Annotated in this window: 18 protein-coding genes and 1 pseudogene; 9 read left to right on the forward strand and 10 right to left on the reverse strand. The window is 72.4% G+C overall.

Annotated elements, in window-relative coordinates; genetic code table 11:
• Positions 1 to 278: 278 nt before the first annotated feature.
• Both NUH29_RS00355 and NUH29_RS00360 read right to left on the reverse strand, forming a co-directional pair.
• A complete protein-coding gene (locus NUH29_RS00355; RefSeq protein ID WP_258796880.1) occupies positions 279 to 1,154 on the reverse strand; it encodes an aminotransferase class IV in 876 nt (291 codons plus the stop codon).
• Positions 1,151 to 1,477 (reverse strand): tryptophan synthase subunit alpha, encoded by a 327-nt coding sequence (locus NUH29_RS00360; RefSeq protein WP_258796881.1) that lies wholly within the window; start codon positions 1,475 to 1,477, stop codon positions 1,151 to 1,153. Before NUH29_RS00360 ends, NUH29_RS00355 begins: the two co-directional genes overlap by 4 nt.
• A 57-nt stretch (positions 1,478 to 1,534) precedes the next feature.
• On the opposite strand from NUH29_RS00360, the gene NUH29_RS00365 reads away from it, so the two are divergent.
• Both NUH29_RS00365 and NUH29_RS00370 read left to right on the forward strand, forming a co-directional pair.
• Positions 1,535 to 2,437 (forward strand): DnaJ domain-containing protein, encoded by a 903-nt coding sequence (locus NUH29_RS00365; protein ID WP_258796882.1) that lies wholly within the window; start codon positions 1,535 to 1,537, stop codon positions 2,435 to 2,437.
• Between the two features lie 41 nt (positions 2,438 to 2,478).
• Positions 2,479 to 3,381 (forward strand): transglutaminase-like domain-containing protein, encoded by a 903-nt coding sequence (locus tag NUH29_RS00370; protein WP_258796883.1) that lies wholly within the window; start codon positions 2,479 to 2,481, stop codon positions 3,379 to 3,381.
• 16 nt (positions 3,382 to 3,397) lie between these two features.
• On the opposite strand, the gene NUH29_RS00375 is transcribed toward NUH29_RS00370, so the two are convergent.
• From NUH29_RS00375 to NUH29_RS00395, 5 genes are all read right to left on the reverse strand, one after another.
• Positions 3,398 to 4,852 carry a DUF2510 domain-containing protein gene (locus NUH29_RS00375; protein ID WP_258796935.1) on the reverse strand — a complete coding sequence of 485 codons (1,455 nt, stop codon included), beginning with the start codon at positions 4,850 to 4,852 and terminating at the stop codon, positions 3,398 to 3,400.
• 122 nt (positions 4,853 to 4,974) lie between these two features.
• Positions 4,975 to 5,913 (reverse strand): DUF2510 domain-containing protein, encoded by a 939-nt coding sequence (locus NUH29_RS00380; RefSeq protein ID WP_258796884.1) that lies wholly within the window; start codon positions 5,911 to 5,913, stop codon positions 4,975 to 4,977.
• A 120-nt stretch (positions 5,914 to 6,033) separates the two neighbouring features.
• Positions 6,034 to 6,228, reverse strand: coding sequence for a hypothetical protein (locus NUH29_RS00385; protein WP_258796885.1), 195 nt, complete (start codon positions 6,226 to 6,228; stop codon positions 6,034 to 6,036).
• A 38-nt stretch (positions 6,229 to 6,266) separates the two neighbouring features.
• The gene (locus NUH29_RS00390; RefSeq protein ID WP_258796886.1) at positions 6,267 to 7,046 is read right to left on the reverse strand and encodes a DUF2510 domain-containing protein; all 780 of its coding nucleotides are present in this window, start codon (positions 7,044 to 7,046) and stop codon (positions 6,267 to 6,269) included.
• Between the two features lie 65 nt (positions 7,047 to 7,111).
• The gene (locus NUH29_RS00395) at positions 7,112 to 8,377 is read right to left on the reverse strand and encodes a DUF2510 domain-containing protein (RefSeq protein WP_258796887.1); all 1,266 of its coding nucleotides are present in this window, start codon (positions 8,375 to 8,377) and stop codon (positions 7,112 to 7,114) included.
• Positions 8,378 to 8,553: 176 nt separating this feature from the next.
• Between NUH29_RS00395 and NUH29_RS00400 the strand changes: the two genes are divergently transcribed.
• The gene (locus tag NUH29_RS00400) at positions 8,554 to 11,085 is read left to right on the forward strand and encodes a DEAD/DEAH box helicase (protein ID WP_258796888.1); all 2,532 of its coding nucleotides are present in this window, start codon (positions 8,554 to 8,556) and stop codon (positions 11,083 to 11,085) included.
• A 9-nt stretch (positions 11,086 to 11,094) separates the two neighbouring features.
• Here NUH29_RS00400 and NUH29_RS00405 read toward each other — a convergent pair whose 3' ends face one another.
• Positions 11,095 to 11,421: a hypothetical protein gene (locus NUH29_RS00405; RefSeq protein ID WP_258796889.1), complete on the reverse strand. Its 327-nt coding sequence runs from the start codon at positions 11,419 to 11,421 to the stop codon at positions 11,095 to 11,097.
• Between the two features lie 190 nt (positions 11,422 to 11,611).
• Between NUH29_RS00405 and NUH29_RS00410 the strand changes: the two genes are divergently transcribed.
• Genes NUH29_RS00410 through NUH29_RS00420 form a run of 3 tightly spaced genes read left to right on the forward strand, consistent with a single transcriptional unit; the run spans position 11,612 to position 14,584 of the window.
• Complete coding sequence (locus NUH29_RS00410; RefSeq protein WP_258796890.1) at positions 11,612 to 12,754, forward strand: inorganic phosphate transporter; 1,143 nt, start codon at positions 11,612 to 11,614, stop codon at positions 12,752 to 12,754.
• Positions 12,751 to 12,969: a hypothetical protein gene (locus tag NUH29_RS00415; RefSeq protein WP_258796891.1), complete on the forward strand. Its 219-nt coding sequence runs from the start codon at positions 12,751 to 12,753 to the stop codon at positions 12,967 to 12,969. Before NUH29_RS00410 ends, NUH29_RS00415 begins: the two co-directional genes overlap by 4 nt.
• Before the next feature lie 58 nt (positions 12,970 to 13,027).
• Complete coding sequence (locus tag NUH29_RS00420; RefSeq protein WP_258796892.1) at positions 13,028 to 14,584, forward strand: aspartate ammonia-lyase; 1,557 nt, start codon at positions 13,028 to 13,030, stop codon at positions 14,582 to 14,584.
• A gap of 2 nt (positions 14,585 to 14,586) precedes the next feature.
• Here NUH29_RS00420 and NUH29_RS00425 read toward each other — a convergent pair whose 3' ends face one another.
• Positions 14,587 to 14,730 carry a hypothetical protein gene (locus NUH29_RS00425; protein ID WP_258796893.1) on the reverse strand — a complete coding sequence of 48 codons (144 nt, stop codon included), beginning with the start codon at positions 14,728 to 14,730 and terminating at the stop codon, positions 14,587 to 14,589.
• Positions 14,731 to 14,744: 14 nt separating this feature from the next.
• Positions 14,745 to 17,217: pseudogene (locus tag NUH29_RS00430) on the reverse strand (ATP-dependent DNA ligase).
• Between the two features lie 76 nt (positions 17,218 to 17,293).
• Between NUH29_RS00430 and ku the strand changes: the two are divergent.
• The 3 genes from ku to NUH29_RS00445 all read left to right on the forward strand — a co-directional run.
• On the forward strand, positions 17,294 to 18,124 hold the full coding sequence (ku, locus tag NUH29_RS00435; RefSeq protein ID WP_258796894.1) for a non-homologous end joining protein Ku: 831 nt from the start codon (positions 17,294 to 17,296) through the stop codon (positions 18,122 to 18,124).
• 74 nt (positions 18,125 to 18,198) lie between these two features.
• Entirely contained in the window at positions 18,199 to 18,966 is a 768-nt protein-coding gene (locus NUH29_RS00440) for a CPBP family intramembrane glutamic endopeptidase (RefSeq protein WP_258796895.1), read from the forward strand.
• Between the two features lie 126 nt (positions 18,967 to 19,092).
• The coding region (locus NUH29_RS00445; protein ID WP_258796896.1) for a DUF222 domain-containing protein at positions 19,093 to 20,123 on the forward strand (1,031 nt) is incomplete at its 3' end.

Below are 20,123 nucleotides of genomic sequence, written 5' to 3' on the forward strand. Positions count from 1 at the left end.
CGGGATGACGATCCGCAGCCGCAGACGCCGGGCCGTAGGGCCGGGTCGACGCGGAGGCGGAGAGGATTCCGCGGGGCCGCGAGGCGCCGCGGGGGAGATCCCACCACCGAGGCCGTCTCGGCACGCGCGGTTCGCCGCGCGTGATCGAGCTGCCGTCCGGCTCGGCGAACGCCCGACCCGAGAGCTCGCGGGAGCGGCGGCCTCACCGACACAGAAGGGCCCCTGGTGTAGCTGACCGGGGGCCCTTCGTCGTGGGTGCCGGCCGTCCGCGGCCCTCGTCAGGCGGTACGCGCGTCGAGAGCCTCGTTGAAACGCTCCGTGAGCTCCGCGTCGATGGCGCGCTCCACGCCCTCCACGGCCCGCACGGGGGCCACATGCCGCACGCTGGAGACGAGCCACGCGGCGTCCGCGGCGGCGAGGTCGGCGGGGGTGAGCAGCTCGTAGCCCGTGGGGAAGCCGGCCGCCTCGGCCCAGGCGAACAGATCCGCCTGGGTGGTGCCGGCGAGGATCCCGAGGTCGACGCGGGGCGTGATCAGCCGGGGACCCGTGCGGAGCACCAGGGTCGACGTCGGCCCCTCCAGGAGGTAGCCGTCGCTCGACACGAACAGCACGTCGTCGGCCCCGCGACGGGCGGCTTCGCGGAGCGCCGCGCGGTTCATGGCGTAGCTGAGCGTCTTGGCGCCCGCGAGCAGCCAGGGCGAGGTCTGCGAGACGTCGTGCCGGAAGCCCCGGTCGAGCAGCACGAGCCGCACCCCCGAGGTCCGGTCCGCCGTGAAGTCGGGGGCGGCCGTGCCGAACACCCACCCGGTCGGGACCGACCCGCCCTCGACGCCGCGCGTCAGCACGAACTTGATGGATCCCTCGTCGACGCCCTCCGCGGTGAGGGCGTCGCCCACCGCGAGCACGGCGGCGCGCCAGACCGCGGGATCCGGCTGGGGCAGTTCCAGCATCCGCGCCGACTGCACGAGGCGCTCCAGGTGCGCCTCGAGGGCCTGCACGTGGCCGTGCACGAGGCTCGCGGTCTCGAAGACGCCGTCACCGCGCGTGGCGCCCAGGTCGGTGACCCGCAGCAGCGCCGCATCGGCGTCCGCCAGGCGGTGCCCGGTCGCGGCTCCCGACGCGGGGTCGAACTCGATGAGGGCGACGACGCTCACGCGGTCCTCCGGCGGGTCGGCTCGGCGTCGAGCATCGACCAGACGGTCGAGCTCAGCGCGGGGTAGGCGAGGGCGATCTGACGCAGCATCCGGTAGTCGACCTCGGCGCTCGGGCGGCGGTCGTAGTCGGAGCGGATGAGCTCGGCGCGCAGCGTGAGGACCACGAGTTCGTCGACGCTCGGGAGCTCCTGCATGAACTCCCAGGGGTCCTCGCCCGCGCGCAGCCGCTCGAAGACGACGACCGCGAGCTCGTCGCCCGCCTCGGCGCGCAGCACCTCGAGGCTCGCCCGGCGCCGTACGCCGGTCTCATCGCGGGAACTCACCCCTCGAGCCTATGTCGCTCACAGCCTCGCGGCTGTCGGCGCGCCTACGATCGAAGGGTGCCCGACAGCCCGCTCACCGCGTCCGCCTACGAGGTGCTGGGCGTCGGCGCGGGTGCGAGCGACGCCGAGCTCCGGCGCGCCTACCGACGCCGTCTGCGGGAGACGCATCCCGATGCCGGAGGTCGCGCGGCCGAGTTCCACGCGGTGCAGCGCGCGTGGTCGCTCGTCGGCACCCCGCAGGCGCGCGCGGCGTACGACTCCGGTTCCGCATCCGGCTCCAGCGAGCAGCCGGTCTACGCGCCCCGGGCGCCGCGCCCGCGGGCCGATTCCCGCCCGCAGGCGCGCGCCAGCGGACATCCGGGCGGGTGGTACCGCGAACGCTACCTCGCGGAGCTGCGCGAGTGGGCGGGCCGCGGTGTCGCGGTGCCCGACCCCTACGATCCGGCCCTCATCCGCTCGGCGCCGCACCAGGTCACCCATCTGCTCGCGGCCGCGATCGCCGAGGAGCAGTCGGCCCGCGAGCTGGCCGGCCTCGGCATCGGCTACACGGTGTGGCACGACGTCGACACCCCGGCCGGCAAGATCGACCACATCGTGCTGGGCGCGAGCGGGCTCTGGGCGCTGCTCAGCGAGGACTGGGGTGGCGCGGTGCGCGTCAAGGGATCGGAGCTCATCGGGGCGGCTCTCGAGGGTGAGCGGCCGGTCCGCGAGCTGTCGGCCCGTGCCCGGGTGTTCGGGAGGCATGCGCACGTCAGGTTCTCGGCCATCGGCGTGGTGGTCCCGGACGGCGACGCGCCGGCGCTCGTCGACCTCGGCTCCGTGCGCGGTTCGCGCGCGCTGCTGATCCCGCAGCCGCAACTCGCCCACGTGGTGCGCAGCGGCATCCCCGGGGTCGGCACCGGCGGCACCGACCTGTTCGAGCTGCGTTCCCGCGTCCAGGCTGCCGTGCGATTCGTGTGAGCCGCTCGACATCGCCCGGCGGTGCGCGCCAGTATTCCTCCATGGAGTCGGAGACCGCGCGGGCGATGGACCACTCGCCGTACAGCGACCCGGGGGAGTACGCGCCGAGGTGGGCGGCCCTGTCGCCGGACGCCGACGTCGCCGTGATCTCGGCCGTCGTGCGCAATCTGGTGTACCACTACCGCGCCGACGGCATCGAGGTGCCGCCCGAACGGCGCGGCGACATCGACCTGCGGTGGGCCGATCGCACCCTGGGCGTCGATGCCGAACGTCACCCCGAACCGATCGACGAGCCGCGGGAGCGCTCCGAGCGGGTGGCCGGATGCTGTCGGGACTTCACGCTGCTGACCGTCTCGGCTCTGCGCGAACGGGGTATCCCGGCGCGCAGCCGGGTGGGGTTCGCGGGCTACTTCGATCCGGGGTACCACTTCGACCACGTCGTGGTCGAGTACCACGACGGTGCGCGCTGGGTGCGCGCCGACGCGCAGCTCGAACCGGACTGGTATCCCTTCGACACGCACGACCTGCCCGATCGGGGTCTCGCCGGCTTCGCGACCGCGGCCGAGGTCTGGGCGGCGGTCCGGGGCGGGGATGCCGATCCGCGGACCTTCGGCGTGTTCCCGGGATCCCCCTTCGGCGGGATCCCCTTCGTGTTCGACTACGTGATCCGCGACATCGCGCATCGCCACGGGGACGAGCTGCTGCTGTGGGACGTCTGGGGGGCCATGCACGGGCAACGGCCGGTCGCGGAGCCGGAGCTGCTCTGGATGGACGAGTTGGCCGCGCTGGTGCGGGCGGCCGACGACGGGGACGACGAGGCCGCCGCGGCGCTGCGCGATCGCTATGCGCGTGAGGACGCCCTCAATCCGCGCGGCCGCGTGATGCAGGCGAGCCCCTACGGGCTGCCCGACATCGACGTCGAGCTGCGCCCCTCGACGCGCTGACCGTCTGCGGCGCCGCTCAGATGCGGTGCATGGGGGCGCCGAAGTCCCCGCGCCCGTCAGGGGCGAGGTCGAGCCCCGGGTGGTCCCCCTGAGGCAGCGCCATGGCGCTCGAGGGGGCCGTTCCGAGCGGACCACCGTCGGAGGGCAGCGGAACGGGCTGCGGGCCCGTCGCGGGAGCCGTGCTGTCGACGGCTGGGGCCGGGGATGCGGTCGCACCCAGGCGGAACGCGGCGAGGTAGGCGGCGTTGGCGTCGCTCTCGCCTGACGGGGGGGAGGGCTGCGACACCGGCGGCACCGTCACCGGAGACGCCATCGTGGGGTGAGGCGCGTCGGGGGCCGGCGTGGGGGCCGGCGCTGACGGTGCCGCAGCGTTCGTGGGCGCGCCGCCTCCCAGCAGAGACGGGAGCGCAAGGATGGTGGGGGCGGGGGTGAAGCCCGGGATCGCCGACGGTCCGGCCTCGATCTCGAGGGCGGGCGCCGCGGGAGCGGGCGCCGAGGCGTAGGCCGACGGCGACGGAGCAGAGGCGTACGCCGACGGGGGAGCGCCCGGAGGCGTCATCCGAGGGAGTTCGGCACCCGGAGGCGCGACGGGCGGCGCTCCGAGCTGCGGCGCCATCGGCGGCGGTGCGGACGCGAGGCTCGGGGCGGCGGCGGGAGCGACAGGCGCGGCGGCCGGCGGAACCTGGCGGGCCAGGAGCTCCGGCGGCACGGCGGGCACCCGCGGTGCCTGAGGCGCCGCGGTCGGTGCCGGCTGCCCCGCGTAGGCGGGCGCAGCCGGTGTCCCGGGGGCCGCACTCGCCGGCGCGGGCATCACCGACGGCTGTGCCTGCGGTGCGACGGGCGCCGGGGGAGGGGCGCTCTGCAGCGCGGCCAGGCGCGCCTGTTCGGCGCGTTCCTGCTCGACGCGCTCCTGCTCGGCACGCAGCGCTGCACGTTCCTGCTCGAGGCGTTCCTGCTCGGCACGGAGCTGCTCGGCACGGAGCTGCTCCGCGCGCTCCTGCTCGGCCCGCTCGTGCGCGGCGCGCTCCTGTTCGGCGCGCTCCTGCTCGGCCCGCTGCTGTTCGAGACGCGCCCGCTCGGCGCGCTCCTGTTCGAGGCGCTCGTGGGCGGCGCGCTCCTGCTCAGCGCGGGCCTGCTGCTCCGCGCGTGCCTGCGCGTCGGCGTGCGCCTGCGCCTCCGCGCGGGCGTGGGCCTCCGCGCGAGCCTGCTGCTCCGCGCGGGCCTGCTGCTCCGCGCGAGCCTGCTCGAGGCGCTGCTGTTCGGCGCGCTGCTCGGCGGCTCGTGCCTGCTCCTCGGCGGCGTAGGCCGCCGGCGCCGGCATGTCGCTCGACGGCGGTCCCACGGGCGCGGGCATCGGAGGGGGCGTCGGAATCGGCGTCGTGTACGCGGTCCAGCCCCGCCCGTCCCACCAACGCTGCATGGTCGCATCGTTGGGGTCGGGATACCATGCCGCCCGAGGCGACACACCCATGTTGTCCGACACGTTCAGCCCCCACTGTGTCCGTGATGGATCGAGCCTAAGCGTCGAAGTCGAAACCGCTCAGTCCCCCATTCGGGTGAGAGGCCCCCTCGGCGCGTACCCCGACGGCCCGCTCAGTTGAGCTTGGGGAGGTGCCACTTCCGATCCTGGGCCTCGGATGCGGCGTCCACCGGCTGACCGGTCGCGGCGGCCTCCGCCTTCGCCTTCGCGGCCGCGGCGCGGGCCGCTGCCACGGAGACCGGCCGGCCGTCGTCGATGGCGAGCATCGCCGGGGCGGGCGTCTCGGGCTCTGCGGCGGCGGCGGGCGCCTCCGCAGAGGCCTTCTTGGCCGCGTTCTTCGCCGCGAAGGCGGCGCGCGCCTGGGCGACCGAGGTGAACTGCTCCTCGCCGCCTCCGGCCGCCGGGGATGCGGGTGCGGCGGGCGGGGCGGCGGGAGTCGTGGGGCCGGTCTCGACGGCGGCGAGGCCGGCGGCGGCCTGCGCGGCCACCTGGGCTGCAGCGGCCGCGGCGGCGGCGGCCTTCTCGGCCTGTGCGAGGGCGAAGGCGGCGCGCGCGGCGGCCACCGACTGGCTCTCGTCGACGGTCGGCGCGGCGGGCGCGGGCGCCGGCTCTGCGGCGGCCGGCAGCTCGAGGTCGGGCAGCACGAGGTCGGAGAACCCCGTCGCGGCGGGCGTCGATGCGGTCTCGGCGATCGGGATGCCCGGCACGGCGCTCATGGGCGGCGGCGGCGGTGCGGCGGCGATGCCCGCCGTGCCCGCGGCGGGAGCCGGTGCGGCGGCGAGAGCCGCCGCCAGCCGGGTCGGGTCACCGTCCGCGGATGCGGCGGCGGGGACCTCGGCGGCCGGAGGCTCCGTCACGACGGGAGCAGCGGTCGGAGGCGCCTCGGGGATGTAGGCGGTCGCGGGATCGGGCGTGGGCAGGCTCTGCGGCACCTGCGCGGGCCGCGGGCGCGTGTGCGAGGTCCATCCGAGACCATCCCACCAACGCAGCGAATCGGTGTCGGTCGGGTCCGGGTACCAAGCGGCGACCGGAGCTGCGGCACTGAGACTCACGAGTTCCTCCCCCTCGAGCTGCAGCCTCCCCTCGGCTACTGAGAGGCAGTTTAGGGACGCCGGAGCGCGGCGGGAGAGCCCCAGTAGGGGTGACCCCCGAAGCTGGGGTAGACCGTCCGGTCAGGCTTCGTCGCCCTCGGCGTCCTCGACGAGCTCCTCGCCCTCGGCGAGAGGATCCCCGGGCAGGTACAGGTGCTCGGCGGCGCCTGCGCCGCCCTCGAGCAGCTCTCCCGCCGAGAACTCCTCGCCCTCGAGCGAGGCGCGCGCCCGGAGGGCGTCCGCGATCCGCTCCTGATCCGATCGACGGTCATCCATGGCACGAGCGTACGCCCGAGCGGGGGAGACCTCGACGGTCAGTGGACGGCGAGGGTGTAGCTGTAGTCGCCGTTCTCCGAGTCGATGCTGACCCAGACGTTCCGGTGGGTGCCGTCCGTCAGCGTCGCGTCGCACGTGTAGATGGCGCCGACCGTCGTGGTGTCGGCGACCGGCGGGCAGGCGACCGCGGTGGCCACGCCGCTCCCGACGAGGTCGTCGCGGATCTCGGTCTGGATCGTGATGGCGAACTCGAGAGGCTCCGCGGCACCCGTGGTCCAGAGCGCGAGATGAGCCGCGCCGGCCGCGAGCAGGATGCCCACGAAGGTGCCGAGCTGTCCCCAGCCGGCGACCGTCATCTTGCGGGCGATGAGGTAGCCGAGCGGCGTCAGGAACGCCCAGAAGACGGCGGGCGGGGTGTGCCCCCACCGCGTCAGCTTGCGGATGTCGAAGATGCCCCACATGACCCCGAGGGCGTACGGCACGAGCATGATCAGCCAGGTGATGGGCGACTGCACGTAGTACAGCTGGGCGTAGATCGACGCGGCGACGGCCGCGATGAACAGGATCGGGCTGAAGGCGAGCAGCCAGCTCGACATCGTGGAGGTCGAGGCGACGCGCCCGCGCGGCCGCAGGCTCGCCGTCGCGTCCGCGAACTGCTCGTCGAGCTCCGCCGACTCGGCGAGCGCCGCGGCCTCCAGGTCGGGCTTGGCCTGGACGTGGTCGGTCCAGGCGATGCCGTTCCACCAGCGCACCTGAGTCGGATCGGCCGGGTTCTCGTACCATCCGGCCGGGACCACGCGGATTGCCTGATCGGTCACGCGAACCACCTCCTGTGCATTCGTCTCGGGTTCAGGGCGGTCGTCGTCGACCATGCGGGGCAGACTCATCGGTTGGTCGAGAAGACGCCCCAGTCGTCGACTCGCCAGTCGATCCAGCCGTTCTTGCGCTGGAGGCTGACCACGACGTTGGCGACCTTGGTGGGCGTGACGGCGCTGCAGATCATGGTGTCGCCGACGAGCAGCGGCGGGACGTCGGGGCAGGTGGCGTTGACGCTGGCGCCGATCGCACCCGCCTGCTCCGAGATCGACTGCTCGGCCTCGTCCGAGAACACGCCCGGCGCGAGCGCCATGACGATGCCGGGGATCGCGACCGACGAGCCGATGAGCACGATCGTGAGCGCCGACCAGGTGAGGAACGGACGGAGCCCCCGACCGGTCTCGCGCACGACGTTCGACATCCGCGCGATGAGGTACACGGGTGCGCCGAGGAACGCCCAGTCCCAGTTGGCCGTGCGGGAGTGGCCCGCGCGTCGCAGCATCGCCCGGTCGACGATCGCGAGGATCACGGTGGCGATGTACGAGCCGAACAGGATGATGCCGGCGAACAGCGCCGAGTCCTGGCCGGCATTGCCCGCCACCAGGAACATGAGCGCGAGCACCAGCATGATGACCGGCATGAGGGCGATGATCCACACCGGCCCGGTGTTGACCGACAGCCCGTTCTCGGCCAGCACGGCCCGGCGGGTGAGCGGCTGGGAGCCGTCGTGCTCGGCGAGCACCGACGGCGCGTAGCTGAAGTTGCCGAACGCCGACGGGTCGAAGTTGGTGGTCGTGAAGGTGCCGAGGCCGGATGCCGCGTTCGGGTCGACCTGGAAGGTCGGCATGGCATCGAAGACGGGGCTCGGCGAGAAGGACGGTCGGGGCGCGGCCTGCTGCGCCTCGGACGGGTCGATGGGCACGCCGAGCAGGTCGTCGTAGCTGGTGTCGAGCAGGAAGGGCGCGCTCGTCGGCGCGTCCTCGATCACGTGCTCCTGGGCGTACTTGAGGCCCGGGGAGACCTCCTCGACGAGCCGGGTCTGGCTCGGGGCGGCCTCGAGCGAGAGCACCGGGTCGGCCGGCGCGAACGCGGGCTCGGCGGCGGGCGTCCCGCCGGCGAAGTCGGTGTGCAGGTCCTCGCGGACGTCGTGGCTCAGGTACTCGTCGTCGTCGGCGTAGGCGAGCTTCGCCGTGACGGTCTCCTGGGCGACCATCGGCTGACGCGCGTCGGAGGTGTGCTCGGTCCACGCGTGGTTGTCCCACCAGCGGAGCTGGGGAAGCCCGAGCGGATCGGGGTACCACCCCGCCGGCACATGGCCTTCCTCTTCAGCCATGAGTTACCTTCCTCACTGCGTGCCGCGGGAGGAGCTCTCGGATTGCTTCCCCCCGACGGAACGACTCGTTCGTCGGGGCCATGATAGGGGCGGCCTCGTGCGCGCCGATAGACACTCACCTCCCCCCAAGCCTGGGGACACGGGCCCCGGTCCCAGGCGTGCGGCAGACTCGTGTGATGGCTTCCGACGACCTCCTGGCGCGCCTGCCCCGGCCCTGGGATCCGGATGCGTTCCTCGTCGCGTTCGACGACTGGACGCGGTCGCGCGGTCTCGCCCTCTATCCGGCGCAGGAGGAGGCCGTGCTCGAGCTGGTGCTCGACCGCCACCTCGTGCTGAGCACCCCGACGGGCACGGGGAAGTCGCTCGTCGCGGTCGCGGCGCACGCGGCCGCGATCGCGCAGGGGAGGCGCTCCTTCTACACGGCGCCGCTCAAGGCGCTCGTGAGCGAGAAGTTCTTCGATCTCGTCGCCGTCTTCGGAGCCGACAACGTCGGCATGGTGACGGGCGACTCGAGCGTCAACCCCGACGCCCCCATCGTGTGCTGCACCGCCGAGATCCTCGCGAACCTCGCACTGCGCCGGGGCGCGGATGCGGGTGTCGAGTCGGTCGTGATGGACGAGTTCCACTACTACGCCGACCCGGAGCGCGGGTGGGCGTGGCAGGTCCCGCTGCTGACCCTGCCCGGTGCGCGCTTCGTCCTCATGTCGGCGACCCTCGGCGACGTGACCTCGCTCGCCGCCGACCTCGAGCGCCGGACGGGCCGCGAGGTGGCGCGGGTGACCGGGGTGGAGCGCCCCGTGCCGCTGCACTACCGCTACGAGGTCACCCCCGTGCAGGAGCTCGTCGAGGGCCTGTTGGCCGACGGGCTCGCTCCCGTCTACATCGTGCACTTCTCCCAGGCGGCGGCCGTCGAGCGCGCGCAGGCGCTGGCGAGCGTGCGCGTCGCGAGTCGCGAGCAGCGCGACGCGATCGCGGAGGCCGTCGGCGGCTTCCGCTTCTCCACCGGATTCGGGCAGACGCTCGGTCGGCTCGTGCGCTCGGGGATCGGCGTGCACCACGCCGGCATGCTCCCGCGCTACCGCAGGCTCGTGGAGCAACTCGCCCAGCAGGGGATGCTGCGGGTGGTCTGCGGCACCGACACGCTCGGGGTCGGCATCAACGTGCCGATCCGCACCGTGCTGCTCACCGGCCTCACCAAGTTCGACGGCACCCGCATGCGGCAGCTGACGGCCCGCGAGTTCCACCAGGTCGCGGGGCGTGCCGGGCGGGCCGGATTCGACACCGCCGGCGAGGTCGTCGCCCTCGCGCCCGAGCACGAGATCGACAACGCGCGCGCCGCCGCGAAGGCGGGCGACGACCCGAAGGCCAAGCGCAAGCTCGTGAAGAAGCGGGCCCCGGACGGCTTCGTCAGCTGGGGGCCGGCGAGCTTCGAGCGCCTCATCGCGGCGGAACCCGAACCGCTCGCGAGCTCCATGCGCGTCACCGCCGCGATGCTCCTGCAGCTGCTGTCGCGTCCGGGAGCCGACGCACCCGCCGCCGAGGCGGGGAGCGCGTTCCGGATCGTGCGGGAGCTGCTGGGCGACAACCACGAACCCGCGGGGCGCCGCGCGGCCCTCGCGCGGCGGGCGATCGCGCTCTACCGCACGCTCCGCACCGCCGGCGTCGTCGAGCAGCTGGGCGGCGGATTCGACGGCACGGCGCGGGTGCGCCTCACGGTCGAGCTGCAGGCCGACTTCGCCCTCAACCAACCCCTCTCGCCGTTCGCCCTCGCCGCGCTGGAGCTGCTCGACCCCGCCGATCCCGGATACGCGCTCGACGCCGTGAGCGTCATCGAGGCGACCCTCGACGACCCGCGCCCCGTGCTGTCTCAGCAGGAGTTCCGGGCGCGCGGGGAGGCCGTCGCCGCCATGAAGGCGGAGGGCGTCGAGTACGAGCAGCGGATGGAGCTGCTCGAGGAGGTCGGCTGGCCGCGTCCCCTCGCCGAGCTGCTCGAGCAGGCCTACGAGACCTTCGCCTCGACCCAGCCGTGGATCCGGGACTTCGAGCTGCGCCCCAAGTCGGTCGTGCGCGACCTCTACGAGCGCGCGATGACCTTCACCGAGTACGTCGGCTTCTATCAGCTGGGTCGCAGCGAGGGGCTCGTGCTGCGCTATCTGAGCGACGCCTACCGCGCCGCGCGCCAGACGATCCCGGACGAGGCGAAGACGGAGGAGCTGCGCGACCTCGTCGAGTGGCTGGGCGAGCTCGTGCGGCAGGTCGACTCGAGCCTGCTCGACGAATGGTCGGCGCTCGTCGACCCCGCCCGGGCCCCCGAACCGGATGCGCCGGTCGTGCCGCCGCCCCCGCCGGACGTCACCACCAACCGGCGGGCGTTCCTCGTGCTGGTGCGGAACGAGCTCTGGCGCCGGGTGCAGCTCGCGGCCCTGCAGCGCGACGACGAGCTGGTCGCGCTGGATCCGGATGCGGCCTGGCCGGACGCGCTCGACGACTACTACGCCGACCACGACGCCATCGGAACGGGCGCCTCGGCGCGCTCCGCAGCGCGGCTCGTCATCCGCGAGTCCGCGGAGCGCTGGCAGGTGCGGCAGATCGTCGAGGACCCGGCGGGCGACCACGACTGGGGCATCGACGCCGAGGTCGACCTCGCCGCGTCGCGCACCGAGGGGGTCGCGGTGCTGCGGGTCGCGGGGTTGCGGCGGCTCGACTGACCGCTCGGATCAGGGGAAGTCGAGGTCGTCGTCGTCCTCGCGCACCCGGGCGCTCGGGCCGCGCGAGTAGTCGACCTCGGTCTGGCGCGATCCGTGACCGGCCTGCAGGCTCGTCACGAGCCAGGTGATCGCGGGGATCACGGCGGCGATCAGCGAGACGGCGCCGATCACCGCGAAGACGCCGGCGATGACGGGGCTCGTCCGCTCGACGCAGGGGGAGGCGGTGTCCAGGCAGCCGCTCGCCGCCGAGGTCGAGATGTCGACCACGGCGAAACTGATCGCTGCGACGACGACCGCGACGAGCGCGATCGTGCCCAGCGCCCTCTGGGAGCGCACGCGAGGTTCTCCTGCCGGTTCGGGCCGACTTTCCTGATCCGGATGCTAGGGCCGGGGGCTCCGGCGGCGACATTCCCCCGTCCGGGGGTTCCGGCATCCGGCCCGGCGCTGCGGGCCCGTTCACCGGCGCGTCACCGAGAGTTCATCGGCGAGTTGCCCCCACCCCGGCGTCATGTTTGGATAGCCCGCAGTGGACCCCCTGATTCTGGTCGCGCTCGTCATCGCGCTGGCCCTGTTCTTCGACTTCACCAACGGCTTCCATGACACGGCCAATGCGATGGCGACTCCCATCGCGACGGGGGCGCTCGGACCCAAGACCGCCGTGGCGCTCGCCGCCGTCCTCAACCTCATCGGCGCCTTCCTCAGCACGGAGGTGGCGAAGACCATCTCGGGCGGGCTGATCCGCGAGGGCGACGGCGGGGTGCAGATCGGGCCGGAGCTCATCCTGGCCGGCCTGATCGGCGCGATCGTGTGGAACCTGGTGACCTGGCTGCTCGGCCTGCCGTCGTCGTCGAGCCATGCCCTGTTCGGCGGCCTGATCGGCGCATCCGTCGTGGGGGCCGGATTCGGCGTCATCGACGGCGGCGTGCTCGTCTCGAAGATCCTGATCCCGGCGGTCCTCGCGCCCGTGACCGCGGGCGTGGTGTCGTACCTGGCCACCAAGATCGCCTACGCGGTCACCCGCAAACGGGAGCGCGACGGCTTCAAGAAGGGCCAGATCTTCACCTCGAGCCTCGTCTCGCTCGCGCACGGCACCAACGACGCGCAGAAGACGATGGGCGTCATCACGCTCGCGCTCATCGCGGCGGGATTCCAGACCGTCGGCAGCGGCCCCGAGCTGTGGGTCATCGCCGCGTGCGCGATCGCCATCGCCGCGGGCACCTACTCCGGCGGCTGGCGCATCATCCGCACGATGGGTCGGGGCATCACCGACGTCGAGCCCGCCCAGGGGTTCGCCGCCGAGGCGGCGACCACCGCCACGATCCTCGCCTCCACCCACCTCGGCTTCGCGCTCTCCACCACCCAGGTCGCATCCGGATCGGTGATCGGCACCGGCATCGGGCGCAAGGGCGCCTCGGTGCGCTGGCGCACGGCCGGGCGGATCGCCCTCGGCTGGCTCATCACCATCCCCGCCGCGGGGCTCGTCGGCGCGGCGGCCGCTCTGCTCGTGCAGCTCGGACCCGGCGGGATCGTGGCGGCCGTGGTGCTCGCGCTCGTGGCGATCACCGGGATCTTCCTGTGGTCCCGCCGCAGCCACGTCGACCACCGCAACCTGCACCAGCCGGAGCCGGGCGTCTTCGTGCGACCCAAGAAGCGGAAGGCGCGCCGATGATCGACTGGATGGCCTTCCTCACGGTGTTCGTCGCCGCGCTGGTGTCGGCGTGCATCGCGGTCACCCTCTTCTCGCTGGGGCTGCGACTCGGCGACGGCACCGCGGCCTGGCGCCGCCCCGTGTCGGTCCTGATGTTCGTGCTGTGCGCGGCGGCGGTGGTCTTCGGGCTCTACCTGATCGTGGGCGACCACCTGCTGACCCTGTTCGGGGCATGACCGCGTCGTGATCCGCGCGTCCTAGACTCGGATCACACCCCATCGAAGGAGATGCGCGATGTCCGACACGACCGGTCTGACCGCCTCCGAGCAGTTCATCGTCGGAGGCGAGGACGTCATCACGACCGGTCCCGACGGCGCTCCCGAACTGCTCTCAGGCGCCGGCCACCCTGGCAGCACAGCCACCCGAACCGAACGCGACTCGCTCGGCGAGCTCGACGTCCCGGCCGACGCCTACTGGGGGGTGCACACGGCGCGCGCGCTGATCAACTTCCCGATCACCCGCCGCGCCATCTCGAACTACCCCGACCTCATCCGCGCCCTCGCCCGGGTCAAGCAGGCGGCGGCGCGCGCCAACCGCGAGATCGGGGTGCTCGATCCCGCGAAGGCCGACGTCATCGACCGGGTGTGCGAGCGCATCGTCGCGGGCGAGCTGCACGACCAGTTCGTGGTCGGTGTGATCCAGGGCGGCGCGGGTACCAGCACCAACATGAACACCAACGAGGTCATCGCCAACGCGTGCCTCGAGGAGCTCGGGTACGCGAAGGGCGACTACGCGCACCTGCACCCCATCGACGACGTCAACCGCAGCCAGTCGACGAACGACGTCTACCCGACCGCCATCAAGCTCGCCATGGTGTTCGGCACGCAGCGACTGTTGGCGGAGCACCGGCTGCTCACGGCGAGCTTCCGCGCCAAGGGCCACGAGTTCGCGCACGTGCTGAAGGTCGGCCGCACCCAGCTCCAGGACGCCGTGCCGATGACGCTCGGCCAGGAGTTCGCGGGATTCGCCACGACGCTCGCCGAGGACTACGACCGCCTCGAGCAGGTGATGCCGTGGCTCAACGAGATCAACATGGGCGCCACCGCGATCGGCACCGGCATCACGGCCGACCCGCGCTACGCGGAGGCGGTGCGCCGGCACCTCGAGGAGGTCACCGGCATCCCGCAGGAGACCGCGCCCGACCTCATCGAGGCCACCGCCGACGCCGGCATCTTCATGACGCTCTCGGGCACGCTCAAGCGCGCCGCGGTCAAGCTCTCGAAGATCTGCAACGATCTGCGCCTGCTGTCGTCGGGTCCGCAGGCGGGGCTCAACGAGATCCAGCTGCCGGCGCGGCAGGCGGGGTCGTCGATCATGCCCGGCAAGGTGAACCCGGTGATCCCGGAGGTCGTGAACCAGGTCGCCTTCAGCGTGATCGGCGCGGATGCCACGGTCACCGCGGCCGCCGAGGCCGGCCAGCTGCAGCTCAACGCCTTCGAGCCCGTGATCGCCCACTCGATCCTGCAGTCGATCGCGTGGATGACGAACGCGTGCCGCACCCTGCGCGTCAACTGCGTCGACGGCATCACCGCCAACGAGGCACGGCTCGCGGGCCAGGTCGCCACGAGCGTGGGCGTCGTGACGGCTCTGACGCCCTACATCGGCTACACCGAGGCGGCGACGCTCGCCCACATCGCGCTCACCACGAACGCCTCGATCGCCGACCTCGTGGTGGGCCGTGAGCTCATGACGCGCGAGCAGGTCGAGCGCGTGCTCGCGCCCGAGCGGCTCTCCGGCATCGTGCCCCCGACGGGTGCGATCCCGATCGTCGTGGGCAAGGCGATCGAGTAGCGCTACTCGTCGTCGGCGTCGGGGTCGAACTCCTCGACGCGCTCCTCGGGGTCGAGCGTCGGCGGGGGAGCGGGCTCCTCCTCGTCGAGCGGAACGGGGCGCTCGTCGTCGGGGTTCGGGTCGTACTCGATGGTGTCGCGGTCCATGTCTCGTCCCTCCCTCATCCCATTGTGCGCTCCCAGCGCACCTCGGCGGGCGACTTGTCGTGCCGCCACCCGCGCCACACCGGATGCCGCAGCCGCCCGTCCGGGGTGGCCTCGCCGTACTCCACCTCGCCGACGAGCGCCGGCGTCACCCAGTGGGCGTCGCGGGCGTCCTCGGGCGGCACGCCGAGGAGCGCGGGGGAGTCGACCGCGAGGGAGTCGAGGCGCGACCGGATGTCGGAGAGCACCCGGTCGGTGAACCCGCTGCCGACGCGACCCGCGTACCGCAGGCGCCCATCGGCATCCGGCACGCCCACGAGCAGCGAGCCGATCGTGTCGGCACGTGCGCCGTTGCCCGTGCGCCACCCGGCCACCACGACCTCCTGGGTGAGGGTGTGCTTGAGCTTCAGCCAGTCGCGGCTGCGCCGACCCTCGCGGTAGGGGGAGAGCGCGCGTTTCGCCATGACACCCTCGAGACCCAGCTCACGGCTCGTGGCGAGAGCCGCGTCGACGTCGTCGCCGGCGCCGGGCGGCACCCGCACGAGCCCGCCGCCGTCGACGAGGTCCTCCAGCATCGCGCGTCGCTCCGCGTAGGGGAGGCCGGTGAGAGAGCGCCCACCCGCCTCGAGCACGTCGAAGACGTAGAACTCGACCCCGACGGCGCGGCGGGCGCGATCGACGTCGCGCGGGTTCGTGAGGCCGGCGCGCTGCTGGATGCGGGCGAAGCGCGGCACGCCGTGCTCGTCCGGAGCGACGATCTCGCCGTCGAGCACCGCGTCGCCGCGCACCCGCTCGGCCAGCACCGCGAGCTCGGGGAAGGTGGGGGTGAGGTCGAGGCCGTTCCGCGAGGTGAGCGCGACCTCGTCGCCCGAGATCCGGGCGATGGCGCGGAAGCCGTCCCACTTCATCTCGTAGCGCCACCCGTCGCGGCCGCGCAGCTCCGCGGGCTCGGCCGCGGTGGCGAGCATCGGGTGCACGGTGCCCGCCGCGCGCGTGCGGGTGCCGACGACCGTCTTGCCGCGCCGCAGGCCCCGACCCGGCGAGGTCGACGGCGGCTTGCGATACGGCTGCGTGTCGTCGTGCTCGGGGTGCGGGGTCTGGTCCTTCATCAGGTGGATGAGCCATTGGGGCTTGGCGTCGTCGCCGCCCGTGCGGATGAGCGCGAGGCGGTGCGATCCGTGGTTCCGGCCGTGGATCGTCACGATGACCTCCTGGCCCTCGCGCCACTTCTCGAGCTCGTAGTCGCCGGTGTCCCAGATGGTGACGGTGCCCGCGCCGTATTCCCCCTTCGGAATGGTTCCCTCGAAGCTCCCGTACTCGATCGGGTGGTCCTCGGTCTGCACGGCGAGGTGGTTGACGCCCGGGTCGGCGGGCAGTCCCTTCGGCAGCGCCCACGAGACCAGCACGCCGTCGCGCTCCAGCCGGAAATCGTGGTGCAGGCGGGTGGCGTGATGCTCCTGGATGACGAACATCGGCCGTGTGCCGCTGTCGGCATCCGTTCGCCCGCCCATCGGCTCGGGGGTCTTCGCGGCGTCGCGCATCGCGCGATAGGTGCCGAGCCGCTCGTCGACCTCAGCGCCCAGGTGGATGGCTCGCCGAGAGTTCGGCGAGCGGATCCCCCTTCTTCGCCAGGCGCTCCAGCACCTCGGCGAACTCGAGCTGGCGCAGCTTCGGCGAGAGCAGCTCGCGCCAGGTGCGCGGGGCCGCGACCGTCGGCCGCAGACGACCACGCAGCGAGTACGGCACGATCGTCGTCTTCGAGCCGTTGTTCTGGCTCCAGTCGAGCAGCACCTTGCCGCCGCGGAGCGACTTCTTCATGTCGCTCACGACGAGGTCGGGGTGGTCGGCCTCGAGAGAGCGCGCCAGTTCGTGGGCGATCGCCGAGACCTGGTCGCTCGACTGCGTGCCGTCGAGGGCGGCGTAGAGGTGGATGCCCTTGCTGCCGCTCGTGACGGGCATCGGGTCGAGGCCGATGTCCTGCAGGATCTCGCGCACGAGCTTCGCCACCTCGACGCACTCCGGGAGCCCCGCACCCTCGCCCGGGTCGAGGTCGAGCACCATCCGGTCCGGGTTGCGGCGGGTGCCGCCTCGCCCGAACCGCCACTGCGGCACGTGCAGCTCGAGCGCGTTCTGCTGGGCGATCCAGACGAGCGTGGCGAGGTCGTTGACGAGCGGATAGCTGTTCACGTGGTCGCTGTGCTGGATGTCGCGGCGCGCGATCCAGGACGGCGCCGAATCCGGCAGGTTCTTCTCGAAGAACACCTGCCCCGGCGTCCGTGCGGTGCCGACGCCCGACACCCAGCGCTTGCGGGTCGCCGGCCGGTCCTTGGCGTGGGGGATGAGGTACTCGGCGACCCGCGAGTAGTAGTCGATGATCTCGGCCTTGGTGGTGCCGGTCTCCGGATACATCACCTTGTCGAGGTGCGTGAGGCGGAGCCGATGACCGCCGACGCTCACATACTGCTCGCCTGATCCGGTCTGGGCAGCCATTTCCGCACCATAACCGGGCGGCATCGATGCGACAACCCCTGTTCACAGCGTCCACATTCGGTGGGACGATGGCGGGATGCGCTCCATCTGGAAGGGCTCGCTGAGCTTCGGGCTCGTGAACGTCCCCGTGAAGATCTACTCGGCCACCGAGGACCACGACGTGCCGCTGCACCAGGTGCATGCGGCCGACGGCGGCCGCATCCGCTACAAGCGGGTGTGCGAGCTCGACGGCGAGACCGTCGAGTACTCGGAGATCGCGAAGGCGTACGTCGACGGCGACCAGACGGTGGTGCTGACGGAGGACGACTTCGCGGCGATGCCGGTGGAGCGCAGCAAGGACATCGACGTGGTCGAGTTCGTGCCGACCGCCCAGATCGACCCGATCATGTTCGAGAAGAGCTACTACCTCGCGCCCGACTCGAAGTCGACGAAGGCCTACGTGCTGCTCATGCGCACCCTCGAGGACGCCGAGCGCACCGCGATCGTGAAGTTCGCCCTGCGCCAGAGGACCCGGCTCGCCGCGCTGCGGGTGCGCGACGGCGTGCTCACCCTGCAGACCCTGCTGTGGGACGACGAGGTGCGCGAGGCCCGCTTCCCCGAGCTCGACGAGTCGCCCAAGATCACGGATGCCGAGCTGAAGATGTCGAAGCAGCTCGTCGAGAGCTTCGCCTCCGACTTCGAGCCGGAGAAGTTCACCGACGACTACCAGGAGCAGCTGCGCACCCTCGTCGAGGCGAAGCTCGAGCAGGGGGACGCGCTCGACACCGAGGCGACCTTCGGGCGCACCGCCGAGGGCGGGGGAGAGGTGCTCGATCTCATGGAGGCGCTGAAGCGCTCGGTCGAGAAGCGCCGCGAGTCGACCCCCGCGAAGAAGAAGGCGCCCGCGAAGAAGTCGAAGAGCGCGTGAACCCAGGTGGTCGAGGAGCGCCCGCGCAGCGGACGCGTCTCGAGACCGCCGCACCCTGGTCGCGTCGCGCGCTCGTGCCCGCGGTCGGCGTCGCCGCATCCGCCCTGCTGCTCTTCGGCTTCCAGCTGCCCGGCTGGGGGCACCTGGTGCTCGTCGCGGCCGTCGGACTCGCGTGGTGGATGGACGAGGAGCTCGGCGTCGACCTGACCCTGATCGGGGTGGGCATCGCGATCGTCTCGTCGACCTCGGTCGAGGCCGACGTCTCGTGGCCGAGCTTCGTGCGCATCGGCGCCGTGCTCGCGCTCGCGGTGGCGACGCCGTTCCTGCTCGACCGGTTCCTGCTGCGCCGCCGCGCCATCCGGTTCCCGTGGCGCAGCCGCGAGAAGAAGACGTGCCTCGAGATCGCCTACCTGTTCGCGGTGCCGTTCCTCGGGTGGCTGATCCTGCCGTTCTACTTCATCCGTTCGGGGGCCTACCTCAACTGGCCGCACATCACGGATGTGTCGGAGCTGCTGCGCTTCTTCGTGGGGGTGAACGCGGTCGGAACCTGGGACGAGCTCTTCTTCATCTGCACCTGCTTCGCCCTGCTGCGGCGGCACTTCCCGGTGCTGCCGGCGAACCTCATCCAGGCGGTGATCTTCGTCTCCTTCCTGTGGGAGCTCGGATACCGCGCCTGGGGTCCGCTGCTGACGTTCCCGTTCGCACTGCTGCAGGGCTACCTCTTCGCGCGCACCCGCTCGCTCGGCTACGTGCTGTCGGTTCACCTGCTCTTCGACGCGATCGTGTTCCTCGCGATCGTGCACGCCCACAACCCCACGTGGATCCCGATCTTCCTGTATTGAGGGGACGCGGCGCTCCGCGCGCTCCCGGTTCGCGTGTCTGATCCTCCGGCTCGGGTGGGGTGGTGACTTCTCCACCAATACGCTCCTGACTCTCGAACATTCGTTCGGGTCGTGGGAGGATCGGGTATGGCTTCGATCACCGACTCCCTCACCCGGGTGGGTGACCTGTCGGTGCCGTTCGCCCCGCTCTCGGTGGCGGGTCTTGAGGATGCGGAGCTGCTCGTGTCGCAGCGTGAGATCGCGGAGGTGCGTCGTCGCTTGGATGCAGTCGCGGCGACCGTGGCGGGTGAGATCGCCCACCGCTCGCGCCGCGAACTCGGGCATGCGGGTCTCGCGCAGTCGGAGGGGGTGCGGACCGCGGAGGAGCTGATCGCGAAGGTGTCCGGCACCTCCACCCGGGATGCCCGCACGCTGGTGAAGGCAGCGGAGCTGCTGCCCGCGCGTGAACTCGCCCCGGACGCGGCACGGGTGGCCCGGTGGCAGCGGCTGCTCGGCGACGCGGTCGCGGCCGCGACGATCTCGGTGGAGGCGGCGGAGCTGATCCGCACTCGCCTGACCGCCGCTGAGGGTGTCGACGAGGACGCTCTCGCGACCGCGGTCGGGCGGCTGCTGGGTGAGGCGGCGGGGTTGACGATCGAGCAGCTCGCGATTCGTGCGGGCCGTGTGCGTGACGAACTGGATCTGGCCGGCATCGCCGCCCGAGAGCAGGAACTGCACCAGAAGCGGTTCCTGCGGGTCACGCCGCAGTTGGATGGGATGACCCGGGTGACGGGGTTGCTGGATCCGGAGTCCGCGGCGATCGTGGTGCCGATCCTCGATGCCGCCACCTCCCCCCGACGCGGCGGACCCCGATTCGTCGCACCGGACGCCATCGAGCGTACGGAAGACATCATGCGCGACGAGCGCAGCACGGAACAGCTCACCCTCGACACCCTCGTCGACCTGGTCCGTGCCGGTGCGCAGGTCGACCCGAACCGGCTGCTCGGGGACCGGAAGCCCGCCGTGCGGATCCTGGTCACGAAGACCGACCTCGATACCCGGGTGGGTGCGGCGTTCTTCGAAGGACAGAGCGAAGCGGTGTCGATCGACACGGCGGAACGGTTCATCTGCGCAACTGGCGCCATCCCGATCCTGTTCGACGACGACGGACGCGCCCT

The organism is Protaetiibacter mangrovi (assembly GCF_024752305.1).
GTDB lineage: Bacteria > Actinomycetota > Actinomycetes > Actinomycetales > Microbacteriaceae > Homoserinibacter > Homoserinibacter mangrovi.

Coding starts and splice junctions, on each gene's coding strand:
- NUH29_RS00370 (WP_258796883.1), top strand. CDS start 2,479: ATGGAGTCGGAGACCGCGCGGGCGATGGACCACTCGCCGTACAGCGAC.
- NUH29_RS00375 (WP_258796935.1), bottom strand. CDS start 4,852: ATGGGTGTGTCGCCTCGGGCGGCATGGTATCCCGACCCCAACGATGCG.
- NUH29_RS00385 (WP_258796885.1), bottom strand. CDS start 6,228: ATGGATGACCGTCGATCGGATCAGGAGCGGATCGCGGACGCCCTCCGG.
- NUH29_RS00395 (WP_258796887.1), bottom strand. CDS start 8,377: ATGGCTGAAGAGGAAGGCCATGTGCCGGCGGGGTGGTACCCCGATCCG.
- NUH29_RS00400 (WP_258796888.1), top strand. CDS start 8,554: ATGGCTTCCGACGACCTCCTGGCGCGCCTGCCCCGGCCCTGGGATCCG.
- NUH29_RS00415 (WP_258796891.1), top strand. CDS start 12,751: ATGATCGACTGGATGGCCTTCCTCACGGTGTTCGTCGCCGCGCTGGTG.
- NUH29_RS00420 (WP_258796892.1), top strand. CDS start 13,028: ATGTCCGACACGACCGGTCTGACCGCCTCCGAGCAGTTCATCGTCGGA.
- NUH29_RS00425 (WP_258796893.1), bottom strand. CDS start 14,730: ATGGACCGCGACACCATCGAGTACGACCCGAACCCCGACGACGAGCGC.
- ku (WP_258796894.1), top strand. CDS start 17,294: ATGCGCTCCATCTGGAAGGGCTCGCTGAGCTTCGGGCTCGTGAACGTC.